Here is a 19,020-nt window from a genome sequence, read left to right as displayed (position 1 = left end):
TCGCTTCACCTTTCCAGTAGTTCGGCCAGCCGATCCAGAAAGGCCCGCTGGCCGCCGACGATCTTTTCCCGAGCCTGCCCGAGGCCGAACCAGGAAACCCGGTCTATTTCCGGGAATTCCCGCATGCGGCCCGACCCCTTCGGCCATTCCATTTCGAAGGTTCCGGGCACGACCCGATCAAGGTCGATCTCCCCGGCCAGCGCCCAGACCGTGACAACCTTGCCACCCGCTTGGCGCACCGTGCCGAGTTCGGTCAACTCGCCCGCGGGTACCGCGAGTCCGAGTTCTTCTTCGAATTCGCGGCGGGCCGCGGCTTCCGGGTCCTCGTCCGGCTCGTATTCGCCTTTCGGCACAGACCAGGCGCCGGAGTCCCGCCGTGCCCAGAACGGCCCGCCCATGTGGCCGAGCAGAACCTGCGGGCCGTTCTCCAAGCGGTACAACAGGATTCCGGCGCTGTGTTTCCCGGTCACCCGGCGAACACTTCTTCCAGCCAGCTGCGCCAGGACTGCTCGGCCTTTTCGCCACCCGTGTTCTCGTCGAACAGGTGGTGTGCCGCGTCGACGGTGCCGCCGAAGTGATTCCGGCCGAAGAAGCGGTAGAGCGCCTCCGGGCCACGGAGGCCGACGAAGTACGGGTTGAGGTAATCGACCACGGCGTCGATCCGGCCATCCGGCAGGTCGATCCGCACGGCGTCGCCTTCGCGGGACTCGCCGGTCAGGCCGAGCGCCCGCTTGAGGGTTTCCATCGCGTCGGGCTTCTGCGACGAGTCGGGGCCGGAAACCGAAACGTAGGTGGCCGAACGGCCCGCGAAGTGGTCCAGGTACTGCCCGAGGGTGTGCAGGTAGAAGTCGGTGTGCTTGCTCGCGCCGTCGTACTGGTCGTCCCAGTTGTCGGTGAAGACGCCGCTGTGCACGTAGCGGAGCACCGCCGTGCCGCCTTCACGCGCTTCGATGAGGTACTCCAGCGCGTTGAACCAGCCGTCTTCGCCATCCTGTCGGACCGCGAACCGCCCGGGCGGCTCCCATGCCTGGGGAGCCGGCGCGGCGGGGATGGGGAACATCCAGTTCGCCTGCCCGGTGGTGACTGCCTCGAAGACCTGCTCCGGGGTGGCGGGCAGCACGACCTCGCGGCGGATCTCGAACTGCTTGGGCATTCTTTCCTACTCCTAAGTTTTTCGGAACGTGTTCGGGTGGACAGGCCGTGACTTCTCATCGCCGGCTGCCGGTTGACCACGATGGCGGCCTGCCTCCCCGTCCACGCAGGGGCTTGCCCCAGCCGGGGTGTGGGGCGGAGCCCCTACGAGGCACAGCGTGTGGTGTGTCACCAAGCGTGCTCAGCTCGCGTTTGGATTATTGTTCTCCTTCTTGTTTTTGAGACTGGGATGCAGCGCGACCACGAAACGGTGTTTTCGGCCGCCTTCGGCGTTTTCGTCATGGTATTTGGCGACGAGATCCTTGACGGCCGTGCTGAGTTCTTCGGCGAAGGCGGCGCGGTCGGCCGCGCTGGCGAACCGGATCTCGGAGTCGATGGCGAAGGTCGCCAGGCGCTTGCGGGCGGCCGTCGCGCCGGTGATCAGTTCGCCGACCTCGCGCACCAGCCGGGCCGCGAGCGCGAGCAGCCAGCGGGCGGACAACTGGTCCGGGGCGTGGCCCGGGTCCGGTGCGACGTCGGCGAGCGCGGTCGGGGAGATCACATACGAGGCGGCGCTGGCCTGCAGCACCCGTTCCGTGACGTTGCCCTTCTTCCGCTCCTCGACGAGCTCGACCAGGCCGTGCCGTTCGAGCGCGCGCAGGTGGTAGTTGATCTTCTGCCGGGACAGGCCGAGCCGGGGCGCGAGCGTGGTCGCGGAGCCGGGTTCGGCCAGCGCGGCCAGCAGTTTGGCCCGGATGGGTTCCAGCGTGACCTCGGCGGCCGCCGGGTCATCGATCACGGCTACTTCGAGCATGGGACCACCGTCACACCGAAAACAAAATTTGTCAATACCGGAGAAGCTGTCGGTGGTCCCGGGCGGCTACCGGGCTCCCCGCACCTGGAGCGAGGCGAGCAGTTCGGTGGTGGCCCGTTCGATGGCATCCACGGCGTGCTCGAACACCTCGGCGTTGTGGGCTGCGGGGCGCTGGAAGCCGGAGACCTTGCGGACGTACTGCAGGGCGGCGGCGCGGATGTCCGTGCTGGTCACCTGCTCGGCGTACGGCGGGCGGAGCGTCTTGATGCTGCGGCACATGACCACATTCTGCGCCGTGTCATGTCGCTTCCCCGGACCCGGTGTCGAGGCCACTCGGATAGACGCTAATCTCTGCCCGCCAAGTGATCAACAATCCGAGGGCTTGACACGCTCGGTAGCTTTCTCTTGGCAATATCGGCCCATTAGGGTGACCCACTTTTGGATGGCAATCTCGTCGGGGAGGCACGACGGTGCACGACCGGAAAAGTCCGTTCCTACGGTTCACTACTGGTCTGCTGTCGGTAAGTGCGGTCTTGGTGACCGCGCTCGTAGCCGGCACCGGTGTTGCCGGCGCCGCCCAGAACGCACCCCAGACCGATGCGGAGATCAGCTCCTTCGGGTTGCTCGGACCGGTTGGCCTGGCCGCCGTGGCGCTCGGGGTCATCGGCATGGCACTCGGCGTGCTGCGTCAGCGCCGCAAGTCGCAGGTCGCCGCCCAGCAGCAGGTCAAGCCGGTCCCGGTGCCGGTCGAGGACCCCGCGCTGGCGCCCTACCGCCACACCGCCTGAGTTCGGCCCGGCTCCGGAAACGCCCGACTGGACCCCAGCGGAACCCCCGGTGGAACGCGCGGCGGCACCTGAGAGGATGGGGGCGTGTCCGAAGTGAGGGAAAGTGGCGCCCGGCCGCGGGTGCTGTCCGGGATCCAGCCGACCGCCGACTCGTTCCATCTCGGCAACTACCTCGGCGCTCTCCGGCAGTGGCCGAAGTTGCAGGACACGCACGAGACCTTCTACATGGTGGTCGACCTGCACGCGATCACCGTCGAGCAGGACCCCAAGGTGCTGCGCGAGCGCACCCGGGTCTCCGCCGCCCAGCTGCTCGGGCTCGGCGTCGACCCGGACCGCAGCGCGCTGTTCGTGCAGAGCCACGTGCCCGAGCACACGCAGCTGTCCTGGGTACTGGAATGCCTGACCGGGTTCGGCGAGGCCGGCCGGATGACGCAGTTCAAGGACAAGGCCGCCAAGCAGGGCACCGACCGGGCGAGCGTCGGCCTGTTCACCTACCCGGTCCTGCAGGCCGCCGACATCCTGGTCTACCAGGCGGACGCGGTGCCGGTGGGTGAGGACCAGCGCCAGCACCTGGAACTGTCCCGCAACCTCGCCCAGCGGTTCAACCACCGGTTCGGCAAGACCTTCATCGTGCCGGAGCCCCACATCGTCAAGGACACCGCAAAGATCTTCGATCTGCAGGACCCGACCGTCAAGATGAGTAAGTCGGCGTCCTCGCCCAACGGCATCGTCGAGTTGCTGGACGACCCCAAGCGGTCGGCGAAGAAGATCAGGTCCGCGGTCACCGACACCGGCCGCGAGATCGTCTTCGACCCCGAGCAGAAGGCGGGGGTGTCGAACCTGCTGACCATCTACTCGGCGCTCACCGGGCGTTCGGTGGAAGACCTGGAATCGGCTTACGCCGGCAAGGGTTACGGCGATCTCAAAAAGGACCTCGCCGAGGTCCTCGTCGAGTTCATCACGCCGTTCCAGGAGCGCGTTAACTCCTATTTGGACGATATTGCCGAATTGGACAAGGTACTGGCCCGGGGAGCGGAGCGAGCCAGGCAGGTGGCCAGCCGGACACTTTCGGTCGTCTATGACCGGATCGGGTTCCTGCCCCCGGTCGGCTAGCGGTAATACACACCCAATTCACAGGAATTCCGCGCACTTTCTCAGTGCGGTTTCACAATCACCCGACATGCTTCGGCGGTGCTCCCCAGACTGCTGAAGAAAAGACGATCGGTCGTCGTCTCGGTTGTGGTCGTGGTGATCGCGGCCGGGGGTGTCGCCACCTGGCTCGCCACCCGGCCGGCCAGCGCGCAGCCGAGCTTCCGGCTGGTTCCGGCCAGTGTCACCACCCTCCGGCAGACGGTGTCCTCCTCGGGCACCATCGAACCGGCCCAGCGCAGCGATCTCAACTTCGGGGTGTCCGGCCAGGTGACCGCCGTCAATGTGACGGTGGGCCAGCAGGTCGCGGCCGGCCAAGCCCTGGCGACGGTCCAATCCGCGTCGCTACAGGCGACAGTCGCCCAGGCCGATTCCTCGCTCGCCTCGGCCCGATCGAAGCTGTCCGCGGACCAGTCCACCGCCGCGTCGGCCGCGCAGATCGACGCGGACCAGGCGGCGATCACAGCGGCGCAGAACCAGTTGACCAACGCGCAGAACGCGCTCGGCGAGGCGACCATGACCTCGCCTATCGCGGGCACCGTGGCCGCGGTGAACCTGACCGTGGGCCAGCAGGTTTCCGCCGGCGGGTCCAGCTCATCGGCTTCGTCCTCCTCATCCGGTAACGGGTCGAATTCCCAGAATCCAGGCGGAAACCCGGGGACGGGCAACAACAACTCGTCGTCATCGCAGTCGAGTTCGAGCACCGCGGAGATCGTGGTCATCTCCACCGATTCCTACCTCGTCGACGCGAGCGTGGACGACACCGAGATAAGCCAGATCAAGAACGGTGAGCAGGCGGTCATCACGCCGAACGGCTCGACCACGCCGGTCTACGGCACGGTCGCCTCCGTCGCGGTGATGGCGTCCGGCTCCTCATCGGTGCCGTCCTACCCGATCAGCATCGACGTGACCGGCAACCCGCCAGGCCTGATCGCCGGCGCGGGAGCGACCGTGTCCATCATCGTCAAGCAACTGACGGACGTGCTCACCGTGCCGACCGCAGCCGTTCACTTCACCGGCGGGCAGCCGTCCGTGGACGTCATGAACGGAAACCAGCGGGTGAGCCGTCCGATTACCACGGGAATGACCTCGGGCGGGCTGACCGAAGTCCTGAATGGACTGTCCGAAGGGGACCAGGTCGTGATCGACATCCCGGCCGGTGCCGGTAACGGCGGAACCGGCGCCAACAACGGCGGACGAGGCGGCGGGCCCGGCGGCGCCGGCGGTAACGGCGGCCGTGGCGGCGGGCGCGGTGGACTCGGTGGAGCGGGCGGTGGAAGAGGCGTCATCGGTGGGCTCGGAGGCTGAGGGCATGCCGGGAACATCGAACACCTACGAACCGGAAAACTGGCCGCCAGTCGCGGAAAACATCCACACTCTGGGGGAAAGCGCCGGTCACCAGGCGGGCGGCGTGGTGATGGTTCCCGCGCCGGTGGTCGAAATCCACGACTTGTGGAAGGTCTACTCCACCGGCGTGGTGGAAGTCGAGGCGCTGCGCGGTGTTTCGCTAAACGTGTACGAAGGTGACTACGTTGCGATCATGGGTCCGTCCGGATCGGGCAAATCGACCCTGATGCACATCATGGGTTGCCTGGACACGGTGACCAGCGGCACCTACCGGCTCGCCGGCGAGGACGTCAGCCATATGTCCGAACTGGACCTCGCGGTGGTTCGGAACCGCCGCATCGGCTTCGTTTTCCAGCAGTTCAACCTGCTGCCCGCGCTGACGGCCTGGCGCAACGTCGAACTTCCGCTGACCTACGCGGGCCTGCGGCGCGCGGAACGAAAGGCGCGGGCGGTGGAGTTGCTGGAGCGGGTGGGCCTTGGTGACCGGCTCGAGCACCGGCCCAACGAGCTGTCCGGCGGCCAGCAGTCCCGGGTAGCGCTGGCGAGGGCGCTGGTCAACCGGCCGTCCATGGTGCTGGCCGACGAGCCGACCGGCGCACTGGACTCGACGGCCACCGCGGACGTGCTCTCGGTGTTCGACGAGTTGAACTCCGACGGCCACACGATCGTGCTGATCACGCACGAAGAGGACGTCGCCCGGCACGCCCGACGCGTCGTGCGGTTGCGCGACGGGTTGATCGAGTCCGATTCGATCGAGCGGAAACTCGCGGAGGAACAGTGAGTTGGCTGGAAACGTTGCGCACCAGCCTGGAGGCGATCCGCTCCCACCGGCTGCGCTCGGGCCTCACCATGCTTGGGATCCTGATCGGGATCGCCGCGGTGATCCTCACCGTGGGCCTCGGCGAGGGCGCGCAGGCACAGGTCACCTCGGCGATCAACGCGCTGGGGACGAACCTTCTCGTCGTCACACCGGGCAGCACCACCGGCACCAACGGGGTGCGCGGTGGGGCCGGATCCGCGACCACCCTCACCGTGCACGACGCGAACGCCCTGGCCGTTTCCGGTGTGGCGCCGGACATCGCGGCGGTGGCGCCGACGACGACGCGTAACACCTCACTCGCGGCCGGCGCCACCACCTGGACCACCTCGGTCGTCGGAACCACCCCACCCTGGCAGTCGGTGCGGGCGCGAACCCTCGCCGAGGGGCGGTTCCTCACCGATCAGGACGTGGCGAGCGAGGCCGCGAACGTGGTGCTCGGCCCGACCACCGCCGAGCAACTGTTCGGCACCGCGAACGCGGTGGGGCGAACGGTCACCATCAACTCGATCCCGTTCACCGTCGTCGGCGTGCTGACCTCGGCCGGAACTTCGGCCGCGCAGAACCAGGACGACCAGGCGATCGTGCCGATCAGCACCGCCGCGGACCGGCTGATCGGCGGCTCGACGCGGTCTTCGGTGCAGGCCATCTACCTCCAGGCGTCCACATCGGACACGCTGTCCGCCGCCTACCAGGAAGCGAACCAGGAACTGCTGGCCCTGCACCACATCACCGACAGCGCGTCCGCGGACTTCACCATCGCCAGCCAGGAATCCCTGCTGTCCACGGCGAGTTCGGTGACTCAGACGCTGACCCTGCTGCTCGGCGGGGTCGCGGCGATCTCCCTGCTGGTCGGCGGAATCGGCGTCATGAACATCATGCTCGTCTCGGTCACCGAGCGGATCCGCGAGATCGGTTTGCGCAAGGCGGTCGGCGCGAGCCCGGTGGTGATCCGCCGCCAGTTCATGGTGGAGGCGTCGGTGCTGGGCCTGGCCGGCGGGCTGCTCGGCGTGTTGCTGGGCATCATCGGCGCGCTGATCCTGCCACACCTCGTCGGAATCGAGATCGCCATTTCGCCGTCCGCCACCGTGATCGCGATCCTCACCGCGATCGCGATCGGCCTGGTGTTCGGCGTCTATCCGGCGAGCCGGGCCGCCCGGCTCGCGCCGATCGACGCTCTGCGCAGTGAATAGGAGAACAATGCCCGTGAATCGACTGGTCACGGCCACCGTGGCCACTGCACTGGGCGGCGCGCTCGTGCTGGGCTTGGCCGCCTGCGGTTCTTCGAACAATTCCGGCACGGCCGCCCCCAGCAGCCGGCAGCAGCCGCCGAACCCGGCCCGCCGGGGCGGTCCGGCCGCCTCCGGCACGGTTGCCGAGGTGACGGCGGCCAACATCGAGGTACAGAACTCCAGCGGCCAGGTCACCGTCAACTTCTCCGGCGCCACAACGTTCACCGACCGCGTGTCCGCGACGCTGGTCGACGTCACGCAGGGCTCGTGCGTGGTCGTGACCGGGACCGGGCAGCCGATGCTGGCGCGGAACGTGGAGATCAGCACGGCGACCGCGAACGGGTGCACCGGTGGGTTCGGCGGCGGAGCCCAGCCGCGCAACGGCACCGGCCAGCGGCCTCCCAGCGGCAGCCGGGCGCCACGGCCGTCGGGCGCCAACGGGGCCCGCCCGGCCGCGGGCAAGGTGACCGCGATGACCGGCAACGGGTTCACCGTGCAGGAGGACAACCAGCAGACCGGGGCGACCACCGACGTGCAGGTCACCGTCGACGCGAACACCACCTACGCCAAGAGCGTGTCCGCGGACTCCGGCGCGTTGAAGGTCGGCGAATGTGTCGCGGCGACCGGTCAGACCGACGACACCGGTGCGGTGACCGCGCGGACCATCGCGATCAGCCAGCCCGGGCCGAACGGCTGTGGTGCGGGCGGTCGCCAGCGTACGAACAACGGTGGGAACGGCAATGGGTAGGCGGTTGCGCCGGATACTCCTGATCGTCGCGCTCGTGGTGGTGGCCGGGGGCGGGGTGACGGTGTGGGCCGCTTCGGGCTCCCCGGTCGGGGGCTACCGGACGGCCACCGCCGCCGGCGCCGAGGTGACCGCGACGCTCGACACCACGGGCACCATTCAGCCGGTCAGCCAGGCCACGGTCGCCTTCCCGATCTCCGGCCAGGTCTCCTCGGTCGGCGTGCAGCAGGGCCAGCAGGTGACGGCCGGGCAGGCGCTCGCGCAGTTGGACACCACGTCGCTGGCGACCCAACTGGCCACCGCACAGTCCACTTTGGCCGGTGCGCAGGCGAGGCTGGCCGGCGACCAGTCGGGTCAGGTCTCGGCCGCGTCGGGTGCGGCGGGCCACGCCACACCGGCCGCCTACGTCACGACGGCGGCGCCTGCGCCGGACCTGAAGTCGTTGCAGGACGCGGTGATTTCGGCACAGAGCAAGCTGGACCAGGACCTGCAGAAGGCGTCGGCACTGCTCAAGACCGAAGAGGATGCCTGCCAGCAGGTCATCGCGCCGCCGAGCGGCGACAGCGCGAAATCGACCACCGTGCCGAGCCAGGATCAAGTCGACGCGTGCACCAAGGCGATCCAGGACGCACAAAACGCGCAGAGTGCCACAGCCGACGACGGCAAGCGGCTCTTCAATGCGGAGAATGCGCTTTCTGATGCGCTTTCGAAGGCTCTCGCGGCCGCTGAACCGGGCACCACGCCGAGGCCGAGCCAGACACCGGCGCCGGGGAAGGGTTCCACGTCGAAGGGCGGAGTGCCGAAGAGCCCCTCGGGCGGCTCGTCTTCAGCCCCGCGAGGCCAGCCGGCTTCGGCTGAACAACTGGCCGCCGACCAGGCCGCGATCGACGCCGCGAACGCCCAGGTCGCCGTGGCACGGCAGAACCTCGCCGCCGCGACGCTGGTCAGTCCGATCGACGGCACCGTGGCCCAGATCGGCTTCACCGTCGGGCAGCAGTCCGGCGAAGGGCACATCGTGGTCAACGGGCCGGGTGCGAACCAGGTGACCACCGCGGTGAGCGACACGCAGGCCGGGCAAATCAAGCCGGGGCAGCAGGCCATCGTAACGCCGGATGGCAGCGGCACGCCGATTACCGGGCAGGTCACGTCCATCGGACTGTTGTCGAGCACCACGTCCTCCGGCTCGCCCAGCTACCCGGTAACGATCTCGCTGCCTTCGTCGGCGCAGCAACTGTTTCCGGGGGCGACCGCATCGGTGTCGATCATCACGAGTACCGCGAACGCGGCGGTGACCGTGCCCACATCCGCGCTACACCTGGAAGGCGCGAACGCGTCGGTCACGGTGCTGGTGAACGGCCAGCCGGAGACGCGCCGGATCACCGTCGGCGTCATCGGGCCGTCGGTCACCGAGGTGCAGTCCGGCCTGGTCGCGGGTGAACAGGTGGTGCTGGCGGACCTGAGCCAGCCGCTGCCCAGTTCGAACCCCAACGGCAACCGGGGTGCCTTCGGCGGCGGTGGCGGCTCGCGCGGCGTGAATGGCGGTGGCGGTGGCGCCCGCCCCGGCGGGGGAGGTTAAAAGGCTTGAGTCTCCTGTCGCTGGAGAGTTTAGCGTTTTGGCAGGACACCCACGAAGCAAGTCGCGGCAATCAGCGTCACCACTGAGCGCGCCCTGTTGGTCCGCTATCGGGGCGGCAGGGCGCTGAGCTGAGCTGCCCCAGCCTGTCTCGTAAGGAGCGCCCTGTCGACACGATCGCGGTGGCGCGCAAACCCGCGGAGGAAAAGCGTGACAATCACGGTTCTGGACACTTACCCGGCGATGCGGGAGATTCTGCGGGCGCCTCAGGCCGGCCGGTCCGCTCTCCTGCGGGCCATGTTGGAGCCCGCCGCCGGCATGTACCGGTACTTCCCGGGCGAGGTCGATCTCGTCGCGATGCACCAGATGAGCTCGGGCTTCCCGCTCGACCGCGACGGAGAGCGGTGCCAGGAGGCGCTGGAGGAGTTGCACAACGCCGACGCGTGGGGCCGGATCAGTCGCGCGCTCGACGACGCCCTCGCCGTGCAACTCGCGGCAACTCCCGGCATTACGGTGCCGGACATCACCGTTCTCATCGTCCTCGGTGACTCCGCGGATGAACACTTCATGGGCCCGAGCCTGGGCATGATGGCGAACGGCAGCGTGTCGGGGTATGTGTTCCTGAACTTCTGGCCATACCCGGAGAACCTGGCACGGCTGGAGGCGACGGCGGTGCACGAGTTGAACCACAACCTCCGCTACAGCAAGGGCGCTGTCGTGTGGGATCCGGCGACGGTCACGGTGGGGGAGCAGGTGGTGTCCGAGGGGCTGGCCGACGCGTTCGCCCGCCAGCTCTACGGCGACGAGCTCGGGTACGCCCGCATCGGCGTGCCGCATCTGCACGACGATGAGGTGTTCGCCAAAGTCGTCTCCGGCCTGGAAGTGACCGGCATGCAGAACTTCACAGCGTGGGTGCACGGTGATGCGAGCGCCGTCCGGTTCGGCGCGACTCCGGTCGGGCTGCCGACCGGTGCCGGATACGCCGTGGGCAACCGCCTTGTCGACGCCTATCTGACCGCGACGGGCCTTTCGGCGGCGGAGGCACTGTTGGCGGACAGCCGGGAGGTCATCGACACCGCACTCAAGCGGCTGCCCTAGGAACTTCTCGACGCCCAGTCGCGGCTAGCGTTGCTACGGAAACTATCCGTAGCAAATCACCCTTGCTCCAAACGAGGCGGGGACCGTTTTGCGGTGTGTCCGGGGGCGCCGCTAACTTCCCCGTGTGGCGGACAAGGAAAAGCTGGTTCCCCGGCTGCGCAGGAAGTATCCGTGGTTCGATCACGCGCTTCGGGCGAACGACGCGTTCAACCAGCGCTACGGGAACCACTACGCCGCGGCGATCACCTACTTCAGCGTGCTGTCGCTGTTTCCCCTGCTGATGGTCGGTTTCTCGGTCGCGGGCTTCATTGTTGCGGGCAACGCGACCGCGCTGGACGAGTTGCGTAACGGCATTCTGCGGGCCGCGCCCCCGGGCCTGGGCGACCTGTTCAGCAAGCTCGTGGACAGTGCCCTCAGCGCCCGCGGCACCACCGGGATTCTGGGGCTGCTGCTGGCGTTTTACTCGGGCCTCGGGTGGATGACCAACCTCCGGGACGCGCTCACCGCGCAGTGGGGCCAGGAACGCAAGAAGCTGCCCCTGGTCTCCACCACGCTCAAGGACCTGGTCGCGCTCGTCGGACTCGGCCTCGCCCTGGTCGTCTCGTTCGGCCTGACCGCCGTCGGGGGCCTGGTCGGCAACCTGTTGCTGCGGCTGGTGGGCCTGCAGGACCAGGGCTGGGCGGTGTTCCTGCTGCGGGTCGCGACCATCGTGCTGGCGTTGCTGGCCAACATGCTGGTGTTCCTGTGGGTGCTCTCGCGGCTGCCCCGCGAACGGGTCTCGGCGCACAGCGCGATCAAGGGCGCGATCATCGCGGCGATCGGGTTCGAGGTGCTCAAGCAGGCGGCCGGCGTCTTCCTGACGTTCGTGATCTCGTCCCCGGCCAGCGCCCTGTTCGGTCCGATCATCGGGTTGCTGATCTTCGCGAACCTGGTCTCACGGTTCCTCCTCTACGTCACCGCGTGGACCGCCACGGCACAGGAGAACGTCGTCGTCGACTTCCTGCCGCCACCGCCGGTGGTGATCCGCCCGCGGGTCGACGTGCGCCGCGGTGCCGGCGCCGGTGCGGTGGTCGCCGCGTTCGGCGCCGGCGCGGCACTGGCCTGGCTTTCGCGGCGCTCCAGGTCACGCAGATAACCCGCGACCTGCGGTCATCCTCGGGGAGGTGTCCTCCGTGCCGGTCAACGCCGGGCATTCGTCCCCCGGGGCCGGGGACCTACGCCCTAGCCGCTCAGGTCACCAGCCGCCTACGACGGCGAGTCGGTTTTCCGGCGCCGCTGGTACGCGATGACGAAGCCCGTCACGATCAACAGCGCGACGGCGAGCGTGACCATCCAGCCGAGGAGGCCGAACGGGTCCCGGGCCGGGATTTTGGCCGTGGCACCCGCCTTCGCGGCCTGCTCCGGCGCACCCGCCGCCTTTTCCGCGGGGTTCGCCGGTTCGACGAGCCGGCCGACCGGCTGGGCGCCCGCCTTCTCCAGCGTGAAGCCGTAGTCGAGCAGTTCGGCGGCCTGGGTCACGACCATCGTGGGGCGCTGCTCGGCGCGCATCATCACCACGGCCAACCGCCTGCCGTCCCGCTCCGCGCCGCCCACGTAGGTGTGGCGGGCGTCGTCGGTGAACCCGGTCTTGCCGCCCAGGAATCCCGGGTAGCCGCCGAGGAGCTTGTTGTCGTTGACGATCGAGAACGCGGGCTTGCCCGGTTCGTCCGGGAACTGGAAGGACTTCGTGGAGACGGCGGCGGCGAACTCCGGGTGGCGCATGGCCTGGTGGAATATCAGGCTGAGGTCGTAGGCCGAGGTGGACATGCCGGGACCGTCGAGACCCGACGGGGTGGCGGCGCGGGTGTCGGTGGCGCCGAGGGACGCGGCCAGGTCGTTCATCTTCTGCACGGTGGCGGGCACACCGCCCAACGCGGTGGCGAAGGCGTGTGCGACGTCGTTGCCGGAGTGCATCAGCAGGCCGTGCAGCAACTGGTCCACCGTGTAGCTCCCGCCCGCGACGATGCCGACACAGGTGCACTCCTGGGTCGCGTCCTCCTCCGTCGGGACGATCACCTGGTCCTGGTCGAGGTCCTTGAGCACGACCAGCGCGAGCAGCGTCTTGATCAGCGACGCGGGCCGTTCCCGCGCGTGCGGGTTCTTCGCCGCCACCACGGCGCCGGTGTCGAGGTCCTGGACCACCCAGGAGGCCGCGGTGGTCTCCGGCGGCGTGGCGGCGCCGGCCGGGAAGACCATCCCGCACTCGCCCATCCGGGCGCCACCGACGGGCTCGGCGGGCATCGGCAGCGGCGCCGGCTCGGCCTGGCCGGGCGGGGGTCTTTCCGAGGTGTCGACCGGCGGGGGCGGGGCCTGATGGTCCGGGCAGGCGCCCTGGGCCGACGCGGCCGGCGCGGTGACCACGGCGAGACCGGAGAGCAGGGCCAGGACGAGCACCAGGGGGAAACGGGAACGAAGCACCGAGAAAGGTTAGTCCACCTCGGGTTATCTACCGGGTGAAGAGATCGAATCGATCGGGGGATAGTCCCGGCCCGCACCACCCGGGTGGGTTAGCGCGAGTGCCGGTCTCGGCCATTGCATAGCATCCGAAGTATGTCTCGACGAGTTTCGCTGTTTCTGCTGCTCTTCGGCGTGTGGTCGTGGGTCATCTGGATCACCTTCGCGCGCAACCTGTGGGCGAGCAGCCAGTCCTGGGCGCCTGACGGCTCGGCCACTTCGTTCTTCGTTGTCCACCTGCTCCTGACGATCGTGTCCTTCGTGCTCGGCACGATCATCGGTGTGCTGGGCTGGCGCGGTCTCCGCGCTCGGCGCCGGGCGGCCACCCCGGCCCCCTGACCCACGCCCGGGCCGATCGCGGACAGAGAGCTGCTTCTCGGCCGATGCGGTGCGCAACCGCCAAGCGGTGCTGCAAGCCGCCGCCGGGCGGAGCGCGGCGAAGCCGGGTCGGCAAGGGCAGGTAACCCGCAGATGCGGTGCACGGTTGGTAGCTGCCGCGTTGGTGTTGCTCAATCGGAGAAGCCTCGGAAAACACCGTCATCGTCCGCAGAGTCGGCGAACTCGAAGAAGTCCATGTTGCCGATAGAGAGATTGACTTCGATCAACGGAAGCTCGCCCGGAAGAGCGCGGAACGTCCGGCCGTATTCCTCGTTCAGTTCATTCAGGTCGACGAGCACAACCGGCATTTCCACCGAGGTGATCGTGGTCTTGTCGACCACGACGAGGATCGGGTGCCGGTAGCCGTCCGGGATGAGCGCGAGGATCTGCTCCAGGGAAACGTCTCGGTAGGACGCATCGCCGAGAAACTCCACCAAGTGGTCGTAGTCTTCAAGGAAGCCGTCCTCATCGGGCTCCCCGATCGCCGCGCGAACGGCTTCCCATGCGTCCTGATCCGAGAAGTCGGTACGAAGCACCAACATGGCTTCGGTCGCAGGCAACATATTCATCGGGGTGTCTTCCTTCGTTCTTGGGCCGTTGCGGGGCTCGAGCCGTTCGACAAGCTTGCCGCCCGCGAATGTTGCTCCCGCCCGCGAGGGAGATCAAAGCGGGGTGCGTATCACTCCCGCACGGTCAAGACGGCCTTGCCGGGCACGCGGCGCTGAAGCAAGGCTTCGGCGGCCTCGTCGAGGCGTTCCCACGAGCCGCGCCAGCCGACCTCGGGGGAAAGCTGCCCGGACGACACCAGACCGGCCAAAGTGGACAGGTCTTCCGCGGGTGCGTGGACGTCGCCGAAGGTGTTCAACGACTTCGATGGTCCGACCGCGAAGAGCGAGTACGGCTCGAAGACCGCCGGTTCGCCGGAGGTCCAGCCGATGTTCTGCACGCTGCCGCCCGGCTTCACCAGCTTCCAGGCCTCGACGAGCATCTTCCCGCCGACGTTGTCCAGTACCAGGTCGACCGGCCCTAGCTCGCCCAGTTCGGACGTCACCTCGTGTGCACCCAGCTCCGTCAAGCCATCCTGGCGGTTCGCCTGCGCGATGACATGCGCGCCGCCGAGCCGCGCGAGCTGCACGGCGAAACGCCCGACCCCGCCCGACGCACCGGTTATCAGCACGCGCTTGCCGAGCAGCGGCGCGGTCCGCAGCGCGCGCAGAGCGGTCAGCCCGGCCATCGGTACCGCCGCGGCGTCGGCGAGGTCGACCGGGTCCGGCACCTCGGCGACGGCGTCCGCGTTGACCGCCATCCGCTCCGCCCAGGCTCCCTCACCGAAGGCGATCACGCGCGCCCCGGCCGGCGGGCTCCCCTCGGCCGACCGCATCACGACGCCCGCGGCGTCGTAACCGTGCACGGTGCCGGGCGCTCTCATCGCGGCGAAGGCGATTTCGCCGTGGTTGAGCGAAATGTGGTGCACGTCGAGTAGCACCTGGCCAGGCCCAGGGACGGGTTCCGGGACATTGCCGATCCGCAGCTTCCTCGGCGCTTCGAGGTCGACGACCAGTGCTCGCATGTTCTCCTCCTGAGGTTATGCGGACCGACAGTCCGCTTGGTCTCAAGGTAGCATAGAGCGGACTGGCGGTCCGGTTCTTGGGAGTGGATGTGCCGAAGCAGGAGCGAGCCGACGCGGCGCGCAACCGACAAGCGGTGCTGCAAGCGACCGAGCGACTGCTGGTGGAGCGCGGCGGCGACCACGTCTCGCTCGACGCGGTCGCGGCGGCAGCCGGGGTCGGCAAGGGCACGGTGTTCCGCCGCTTCGGCAGCCGCGCGGGCCTGATCAGGGAACTCCTGGAGGAACGCTCCCGAACACTGCGCGAGAACGTCACCGGCGGCCCGCCACCGCTCGGCCCGGGAGCGCCGCCACGCGAGCGGCTGATGGCGTTTCTGCACGAACTGGCCGGCATCGGTGAACAGAACGCCGCGCTGCTCTCGGCCCACGAAGTGGCCTGTGCGGACCACAAGCACGAAGACCCGAGCTACCGGTTCTGGGCCCGGCACATCGCGAACCTGATCACTGCGGAACGCCCGGACGTCGACGCGGACTTCCTGAGTCACGCGATCCTGGCGACCTTCGATGCGGACCTGATCCGCCACATGCAGCGCGAGGGCAAGTCCTTCGCCGAAGCGGTCCAAGCCATGGCGCGCACCCTGCTCGACAGGTGAGCCTGCGAGTTCAGAGCCGCCCCGTCGCCGGGGCTCGGCCGAGGCCGACCGCCAGCAGCGCACCCACGGCGAGCGCACCGCCCAGCCACATCACGGTGGTCACCCCGGCCCCGTCCGCCGCGAGTCCGCCGCACAGGGCGCCCAGCGCTATCGCGCCGTTGAAGACACCGACGAGCAGGGCCGCCGCCCCTTCGCGTGCCTGCGGCGCCGACGCCAGCAGCCATGTCTGTGTGGTCACCGATACCCCGCCATACGACAGGCCCCACACCACGAGCAGCGCCGCGGCCGTCAGCACCGAACCGCCCAGCATCGGCGTCAGCGTCACTGTCGCCGCGAGCACCGCGCAGATCACCAACAGCGTCGCGCGCGGCGAACGGCTCGCTCCGGCGCCCGACACGAAGTTGCCGACGACCCCGGCCACGCCGTATACCAGCAGCAGCGTGCCGATCTGTGCGGCGCTCGCCCCCGACACCTCCTCCAGCACCGGCCGTACGTAGGTGTACGCCGCGAAGTGCCCGGTGACCAGCAGCGCCACCACCACGAGGCCGGTAGCCACCCGCGGCTCCCGCAGCAGCCCCAGCACACCGCCCAGCCGCACCTCCTGCTCGGCGGGCAGTCGCGGCAGCAGCACGGCCAGCGCCACCAGGACCACCAGTGCCAAGCCGCCCGCCGAGGCGAACGCCGCACGCCAGCCGGTCAGTTCACCGAGGTACGTACCAGCCGGGACGCCCAGCACGGACGCCACCGCGACCCCGCTGAAGATCAACGAGGTGGCCGGTGTCACCGACCTGGGAGGCACCAGCCGGACCGCGAGGCCCGCCGCGATCGCCCACACGCCGCCCATGCCGACACCGACGAGGACCCGCGCCGTCACCAGCACGCCGAACTCCGGTGACCAGGCCGCGAGCAGGTTCCCGAACGCCAGCACCGCCATCAGTGCGCACAGCACGACCCGCCGGTCGAACCTGCCCAGCGCGAGCGTCAGCAGCGGCGCCGACACCGCCGCGACCAGGCCGGTGATGGTCAGGGTCAACCCCGCCGTCCCCTCCGTCACCCGCAGCGTGTCGCCGATTGGGGTCAGCAGCCCCACCGGCAGCATCTCGGACGTGACCACGGTGAAGGTCGCCCCCGCGACCGCGGCCACCCCCGGCCAGCCCTTCCCGGGCGGACTTTCCGGCGGCCGTCCGGCCTCCGCCGCCGTGACTTCCTCAGTCTGTGCCATGCCTTTCAGGCAACCGATCTTGACTTACGGGAACAACAGCGAATCCCTCATCCTTCAATGAGCTGGGCTACTTGATCCCGGCGCCGGAAGGAGAAGCATGGGCGGCTTGGAGATACGGGAACTGGAGGCATTCCTCGTGCTTGCGGAGGAACTGCACTTCGGCCGGGCGGGCGAGCGGCTGTACGTTTCCCAGAGCAGGGTCAGCCAGCTGCTGCGCTCCCTGGAGCACCGGATCGGTGCGCCCCTCGTGGCCCGCACCAGCCGCCGGGTGTCGCTCACCCCGCTCGGTGAGCGGTTTCTGGCCGGACTGCGTCCCGCGTACGACCGGTTGAGCGCCACCGTGGAGGCCGCCCAGGACGCCGCACGCGGCATCGGCGGCGTCCTGCGGGTCGGCTTCCAGTGCACTGCCCACGACTACCTCACCGGCGCCATCGCTCTCTTCGAGCAGCGGCATCCCGGCTGCACCGTCGAGATCGTCGAGATCCCGCTCGCGGACCCTTTCGGCCCGATCCGCCGTCGGGAGGTCGACGCGGCCGTGGTGCTGCTCCCGGTGGAGGAACAGGATCTGGTGCTCGGCCCGGTGTTCTCGCGGCAGCCGCTGACCCTGGCGGTATCGGCCCGCCACCCGTTCGCGTCCCGCGCCTCCGTGACGGCGGAAGACCTCGCCGGCACACCGCTGATCGGAGTCCACGACGTGGCCCCCACCTACTGGCGCCGTGCCCAGGCGCCGAGCCACACTCCCGGCGGGGTGCCGATCCCGGCGGGCCCGGTCGTCAAGACCTTGCAGGAGGGCCTCAGCCTGACGGCCGCCGATCGTGGGGCGATGCTGCTGTGCCGCTCGACGGCCGAGTACCACGACCGCCGCCGCTCGATCGTCTTCGTCCCGGTCGAAGGGTTGCCGGACTCGTTCCTGGGCCTGGTGTGGCGCCGAATCCACGGGCCCTCGCGTGCCCGGGCCTTCGCGGAGACGTTCACTTCGGCCCGTCCGGGTGCAGAGTCCTGACCCTTGCGTAGCTGCGGTAGCACGCTCCCCGTGCTCGTCCTTTGTGGACATGTTGGGATTTCCGACGTTGCGGCAAGGCGACGCCCGCCGGGAGCGCACCCGGCGGGCGGTCGCGAGCGTCGGTTCGTCAGGCCACCGGTTCGGCAGTGGACTCGGCTCCGTTCGGCTCGAGGGACCGCGCCGGGCGAAGGGGCGGCGCGCGGCTGAGCAGCGCCAGTCCGGTGCCCAGCGCGAACATGCCGGTGAGCAGCACCTTGCGGACCCCGAACCGGGCGGTCAGCCGGGCGGCCAGGAACAGCGAAACGGTGCCGAGCGCGAGCGTCACCGCGCCGATGGGCACGTTCACTGGACGGGCCGGGTGCGCGTTCCGACTGGGTCAGCGGCATAAGTTGTTGATCAGATGGTGTTTCGAGCCAGTTCGGGCACTCCTCGACCGGGCTCGGGCCTGTTTTGGGCCGCCTTCGGCGACCGCTGGCCGGCCTACTGACCGACAACACTGGAACACCGTTGCCGCTATAGACCCGTTTCAAGATCTTTAGGTTAGGAGTTCTTGAATTTAGAAGGGCGGCTCCTGGGTGCCGTCGTGTGGATCGTCCTTTGTGGACCTGCCAGATTTTTCGACGGTGGGTTTGACGATGGTCTCGGGCTGGGTGGTGTGCAGGCGTCCGGTCGGGGTCGTTACGGTCAGCTCGTTGGTGGTTCCGTTGTAGTGGAAGTTCCAGCCATCGACGTCGTTGGAGTCGGCACGGGGCGCGGTTCCCGGTTTTCGCCGGGTCGTTTCCCCGTGCCGCTCCGCCGAACCGGACGTGCCAGTTTCCCGGCATCCGGCTCTCCACGAGTCGGTCAGGCGATGGTGTTTCGGAGTGCGTGGGTCCACGGGTTGGCGATCTTGCTCCCGCGCCAGGTGTGGCGTTCGATTTTCATCGATATGGGATCGAAGAGTGTCACTCCGTTCGGTGCTGAACACCACTTGTTGTTTCTGCGGTAGCGTTGCTTGATCCACTTCCAGT

22 protein-coding genes are annotated in these 19,020 nt (G+C 68.7%); 12 read left to right on the top strand and 10 right to left on the bottom strand.

Features of this window, described 5'->3' with window-relative positions:
- Positions 1-5 precede the first annotated feature (5 nt).
- The 4 genes from A3CU_RS0132565 to A3CU_RS0132550 form a co-directional block, all read right to left on the bottom strand.
- Positions 6-470 (bottom strand): NUDIX hydrolase, encoded by a 465-nt coding sequence (locus A3CU_RS0132565; protein ID WP_027945783.1) that lies wholly within the window; start codon positions 468-470, stop codon positions 6-8.
- Positions 467-1,153 (bottom strand): hypothetical protein, encoded by a 687-nt coding sequence (locus A3CU_RS0132560; RefSeq protein ID WP_027945782.1) that lies wholly within the window; start codon positions 1,151-1,153, stop codon positions 467-469. Before A3CU_RS0132560 ends, A3CU_RS0132565 begins: the two co-directional genes overlap by 4 nt.
- Positions 1,154-1,333: 180 nt before the next feature.
- Complete coding sequence (locus tag A3CU_RS0132555; RefSeq protein ID WP_027945781.1) at positions 1,334-1,945, bottom strand: ArsR/SmtB family transcription factor; 612 nt, start codon at positions 1,943-1,945, stop codon at positions 1,334-1,336.
- Positions 1,946-2,011: 66 nt separating this feature from the next.
- Positions 2,012-2,224, bottom strand: a complete 213-nt coding sequence (locus A3CU_RS0132550; RefSeq protein WP_027945780.1) for a DUF2277 domain-containing protein — start codon at positions 2,222-2,224, stop codon at positions 2,012-2,014.
- A gap of 257 nt (positions 2,225-2,481) precedes the next feature.
- On the opposite strand from A3CU_RS0132550, the gene A3CU_RS0132545 reads away from it, so the two are divergent.
- The 9 genes from A3CU_RS0132545 (at position 2,482) to yhjD (ending at position 11,829) form a co-directional block, all read left to right on the top strand.
- Positions 2,482-2,733, top strand: coding sequence for a hypothetical protein (locus tag A3CU_RS0132545; RefSeq protein ID WP_156960680.1), 252 nt, complete (start codon positions 2,482-2,484; stop codon positions 2,731-2,733).
- Between the two features lie 84 nt (positions 2,734-2,817).
- Complete coding sequence (trpS, locus tag A3CU_RS0132540; RefSeq protein ID WP_027945778.1) at positions 2,818-3,846, top strand: tryptophan--tRNA ligase; 1,029 nt, start codon at positions 2,818-2,820, stop codon at positions 3,844-3,846.
- A 78-nt stretch (positions 3,847-3,924) separates the two neighbouring features.
- Positions 3,925-5,190 (top strand): efflux RND transporter periplasmic adaptor subunit, encoded by a 1,266-nt coding sequence (locus A3CU_RS0132535; protein WP_043843363.1) that lies wholly within the window; start codon positions 3,925-3,927, stop codon positions 5,188-5,190.
- 109 nt (positions 5,191-5,299) lie between these two features.
- Positions 5,300-6,010 carry an ABC transporter ATP-binding protein gene (locus A3CU_RS47845; protein WP_043843379.1) on the top strand — a complete coding sequence of 237 codons (711 nt, stop codon included), beginning with the start codon at positions 5,300-5,302 and terminating at the stop codon, positions 6,008-6,010.
- Complete coding sequence (locus tag A3CU_RS0132525; protein ID WP_027945776.1) at positions 6,007-7,239, top strand: ABC transporter permease; 1,233 nt, start codon at positions 6,007-6,009, stop codon at positions 7,237-7,239. The genes A3CU_RS47845 and A3CU_RS0132525 overlap by 4 nt, the downstream gene beginning before the upstream one ends.
- 7 nt (positions 7,240-7,246) lie before the next feature.
- On the top strand, positions 7,247-8,026 hold the full coding sequence (locus tag A3CU_RS0132520) for a DUF5666 domain-containing protein (protein WP_027945775.1): 780 nt from the start codon (positions 7,247-7,249) through the stop codon (positions 8,024-8,026).
- The gene (locus A3CU_RS0132515; protein WP_027945774.1) at positions 8,019-9,599 is read left to right on the top strand and encodes an efflux RND transporter periplasmic adaptor subunit; all 1,581 of its coding nucleotides are present in this window, start codon (positions 8,019-8,021) and stop codon (positions 9,597-9,599) included. The genes A3CU_RS0132520 and A3CU_RS0132515 overlap by 8 nt, the downstream gene beginning before the upstream one ends.
- 207 nt (positions 9,600-9,806) lie before the next feature.
- Positions 9,807-10,694 carry a DUF2268 domain-containing putative Zn-dependent protease gene (locus A3CU_RS0132510; RefSeq protein ID WP_027945773.1) on the top strand — a complete coding sequence of 296 codons (888 nt, stop codon included), beginning with the start codon at positions 9,807-9,809 and terminating at the stop codon, positions 10,692-10,694.
- A 124-nt stretch (positions 10,695-10,818) separates the two neighbouring features.
- Positions 10,819-11,829, top strand: coding sequence for an inner membrane protein YhjD (gene yhjD / locus A3CU_RS0132505; RefSeq protein WP_027945772.1), 1,011 nt, complete (start codon positions 10,819-10,821; stop codon positions 11,827-11,829).
- A gap of 110 nt (positions 11,830-11,939) precedes the next feature.
- Here yhjD and A3CU_RS0132500 read toward each other — a convergent pair whose 3' ends face one another.
- Positions 11,940-13,151: a D-alanyl-D-alanine carboxypeptidase family protein gene (locus A3CU_RS0132500; RefSeq protein ID WP_043843361.1), complete on the bottom strand. Its 1,212-nt coding sequence runs from the start codon at positions 13,149-13,151 to the stop codon at positions 11,940-11,942.
- A 132-nt stretch (positions 13,152-13,283) separates the two neighbouring features.
- Between A3CU_RS0132500 and A3CU_RS0132495 the strand changes: the two genes are divergently transcribed.
- Complete coding sequence (locus A3CU_RS0132495; RefSeq protein WP_027945770.1) at positions 13,284-13,526, top strand: SCO4848 family membrane protein; 243 nt, start codon at positions 13,284-13,286, stop codon at positions 13,524-13,526.
- Between the two features lie 170 nt (positions 13,527-13,696).
- On the opposite strand, the gene A3CU_RS0132490 is transcribed toward A3CU_RS0132495, so the two are convergent.
- A complete protein-coding gene (locus A3CU_RS0132490; RefSeq protein ID WP_156960679.1) occupies positions 13,697-14,128 on the bottom strand; it encodes a DUF6924 domain-containing protein in 432 nt (143 codons plus the stop codon).
- A 116-nt stretch (positions 14,129-14,244) separates the two neighbouring features.
- Positions 14,245-15,135 (bottom strand): zinc-binding dehydrogenase, encoded by an 891-nt coding sequence (locus A3CU_RS0132485; protein WP_027945768.1) that lies wholly within the window; start codon positions 15,133-15,135, stop codon positions 14,245-14,247.
- 89 nt (positions 15,136-15,224) lie between these two features.
- Between A3CU_RS0132485 and A3CU_RS0132480 the strand changes: the two genes are divergently transcribed.
- Complete coding sequence (locus A3CU_RS0132480) at positions 15,225-15,785, top strand: TetR/AcrR family transcriptional regulator (protein WP_245617451.1); 561 nt, start codon at positions 15,225-15,227, stop codon at positions 15,783-15,785.
- Positions 15,786-15,795: 10 nt separating this feature from the next.
- Here the strand turns inward: A3CU_RS0132480 and A3CU_RS0132475 are convergent, their stop codons facing one another.
- Positions 15,796-17,007: an MFS transporter gene (locus A3CU_RS0132475; RefSeq protein WP_245617450.1), complete on the bottom strand. Its 1,212-nt coding sequence runs from the start codon at positions 17,005-17,007 to the stop codon at positions 15,796-15,798.
- A gap of 97 nt (positions 17,008-17,104) precedes the next feature.
- Between A3CU_RS0132475 and A3CU_RS0132470 the strand changes: the two genes are divergently transcribed.
- Positions 17,105-18,010, top strand: a complete 906-nt coding sequence (locus tag A3CU_RS0132470; RefSeq protein WP_027945765.1) for a LysR family transcriptional regulator — start codon at positions 17,105-17,107, stop codon at positions 18,008-18,010.
- 127 nt (positions 18,011-18,137) lie between these two features.
- Here the strand turns inward: A3CU_RS0132470 and A3CU_RS0132465 are convergent, their stop codons facing one another.
- Together A3CU_RS0132465 and A3CU_RS0132460 are read right to left on the bottom strand one after the other, a co-directional pair.
- Entirely contained in the window at positions 18,138-18,356 is a 219-nt protein-coding gene (locus A3CU_RS0132465) for a hypothetical protein (protein WP_027945764.1), read from the bottom strand.
- Between the two features lie 210 nt (positions 18,357-18,566).
- The gene (locus A3CU_RS0132460; RefSeq protein ID WP_027945763.1) at positions 18,567-18,887 is read right to left on the bottom strand and encodes a hypothetical protein; all 321 of its coding nucleotides are present in this window, start codon (positions 18,885-18,887) and stop codon (positions 18,567-18,569) included.
- Between the last annotated feature and the right edge of the window lie 133 nt (positions 18,888-19,020).

Origin of the sequence: Amycolatopsis taiwanensis DSM 45107 (assembly GCF_000519205.1) — a bacterium.
GTDB classification, from domain to species: Bacteria; Actinomycetota; Actinomycetes; order Mycobacteriales; family Pseudonocardiaceae; genus Amycolatopsis_E; species Amycolatopsis_E taiwanensis.
The sequence above is the reverse complement of the archived record's forward strand: the minus strand, read 5'-3'. Positions and strand labels throughout refer to the sequence as shown.

Bases quoted from the DNA above. Each gene is read 5' to 3' on its own strand.
- A3CU_RS0132555 (WP_027945781.1), bottom strand. From the start codon at position 1,945: ATGCTCGAAGTAGCCGTGATCGATGACCCGGCGGCCGCCGAGGTCACG.
- A3CU_RS0132515 (WP_027945774.1), top strand. From the start codon at position 8,019: ATGGGTAGGCGGTTGCGCCGGATACTCCTGATCGTCGCGCTCGTGGTG.
- A3CU_RS0132560 (WP_027945782.1), bottom strand. From the start codon at position 1,153: ATGCCCAAGCAGTTCGAGATCCGCCGCGAGGTCGTGCTGCCCGCCACC.
- A3CU_RS0132485 (WP_027945768.1), bottom strand. From the start codon at position 15,135: ATGCGAGCACTGGTCGTCGACCTCGAAGCGCCGAGGAAGCTGCGGATC.
- A3CU_RS0132470 (WP_027945765.1), top strand. From the start codon at position 17,105: ATGGGCGGCTTGGAGATACGGGAACTGGAGGCATTCCTCGTGCTTGCG.
- A3CU_RS0132490 (WP_156960679.1), bottom strand. From the start codon at position 14,128: ATGTTGCCTGCGACCGAAGCCATGTTGGTGCTTCGTACCGACTTCTCG.
- A3CU_RS0132520 (WP_027945775.1), top strand. From the start codon at position 7,247: ATGCCCGTGAATCGACTGGTCACGGCCACCGTGGCCACTGCACTGGGC.
- A3CU_RS47845 (WP_043843379.1), top strand. From the start codon at position 5,300: ATGGTTCCCGCGCCGGTGGTCGAAATCCACGACTTGTGGAAGGTCTAC.
- A3CU_RS0132550 (WP_027945780.1), bottom strand. From the start codon at position 2,224: ATGTGCCGCAGCATCAAGACGCTCCGCCCGCCGTACGCCGAGCAGGTG.
- A3CU_RS0132475 (WP_245617450.1), bottom strand. From the start codon at position 17,007: ATGGCACAGACTGAGGAAGTCACGGCGGCGGAGGCCGGACGGCCGCCG.
- A3CU_RS0132495 (WP_027945770.1), top strand. From the start codon at position 13,284: ATGTCTCGACGAGTTTCGCTGTTTCTGCTGCTCTTCGGCGTGTGGTCG.